Annotated in this window: 2 protein-coding genes; both read right to left on the bottom strand. The window is 44.0% G+C overall.

Annotated elements, in window-relative coordinates; all coding sequences use genetic code 11:
* Positions 1–17: 17 nt before the first annotated feature.
* Entirely contained in the window at positions 18–701 is a 684-nt protein-coding gene (locus AC1DCD_RS10230) for an IS630 family transposase (protein ID WP_144005935.1), read from the bottom strand.
* A complete protein-coding gene (locus tag AC1DCD_RS10225) occupies positions 617–1,033 on the bottom strand; it encodes a helix-turn-helix domain-containing protein (protein ID WP_202613108.1) in 417 nt (138 codons plus the stop codon). Before AC1DCD_RS10225 ends, AC1DCD_RS10230 begins: the two co-directional genes overlap by 85 nt.
* Between the last annotated feature and the right edge of the window lie 62 nt (positions 1,034–1,095).

Below are 1,095 nucleotides of genomic sequence, written 5' to 3'. Positions count from 1 at the left end.
TAAGTAACTAATCAAAATTAAGCGACATGTTTAGAGAAGTTTATACGCAACCCCTTTCCGATATCTGCCAAAGCTCTGTTGGTGGTATAGAAAAGTATGTCAGTAGTTATATAATCTTGTGGTCTTATCCACTTGCCTTTAAGAATACGCCAAAGTGTTTCCGCAATATTCAATTGTGGCGAATATGGAGGCAAGAAAAAGAGGAAAAGTCCTCTTTGCTCCCATATTGGGCGAAGTTCTTTGATCTTCTTGTTTCTATGTACGGAAGCATTGTCAAGGACAACAAAAGTGTCCATCTCCAAGTTGAACGAAAAATCATCAAGGAAACTGAGGACTTTATCTGCCGTCATCTTTTCGAATGTGGTGAATCCATTGTAACGGTTATCACGGTCTATCATTCCAAAGATATTGAGTCGTGCCACCCTTTGGGAGGGGACATAAACATCCTCCCCTTGCAGTTGCCAACCGTAAGGGACATATCCTTCAGTACAAGTGTGGCTCTCATCAGCATAATAGAGCCTAATGCGTCCTTCAGACGCTTGATTTTCAAGTTTTTGCAACTTCTCGACTTTGTATTCATAGAGTTGCGGCGAGGGTTCTCCCCTTGGGCGTTTTCTTATTCGCTTATATCTTGCGCCAATGCTGATAAAAAACGTTTGAATGTTGAGTCGCTTGCCTCTTTGCCCGAGGCTTGCTCCCATGCCGCTCTTGCCTTGCTCACGCTCTGTCTGTCTTGCTCTATTGCACGACGCACAGCTTCCTCGTCCGAACAGTCCATAATAGGTTTTCGACCTCTGCCAGAACGGGTATTCAATCCGTCTATTCCTTCGGACTTGAAACGTTTTACCCAAGCGTTTACGCTCACGTGGCTCATTTCCGTTTGCACGCCCGCTGCTGCAGAAGACAGTCCGTCTGCTTTCAGTAACACAGCACGACAACGCATGCGGAAGCAGTGCTTTTCGCCTAAGCGAAATCCTTTTTCGAGTGCGAGGCGTTCTGCCTCCGTCAACTCCAATACTTTTGGCTTTCCCATTGCATATAAAACGGAAAAATACAATAAATATTTTATGTAAACTAATTTTGCTCACTTACTTA

Source organism: Prevotella sp. C0209C1, from assembly GCF_056583855.1.
Note: the sequence above shows the minus strand (reverse complement) of the source record. Positions and strands in the feature narration are given on the sequence as shown.

Bases quoted from the DNA above. Each gene is read 5' to 3' on its own strand.
- AC1DCD_RS10230 (WP_144005935.1), bottom strand. From the start codon at position 701: ATGGGAGCAAGCCTCGGGCAAAGAGGCAAGCGACTCAACATTCAAACG.
- AC1DCD_RS10225 (WP_202613108.1), bottom strand. From the start codon at position 1,033: ATGGGAAAGCCAAAAGTATTGGAGTTGACGGAGGCAGAACGCCTCGCA.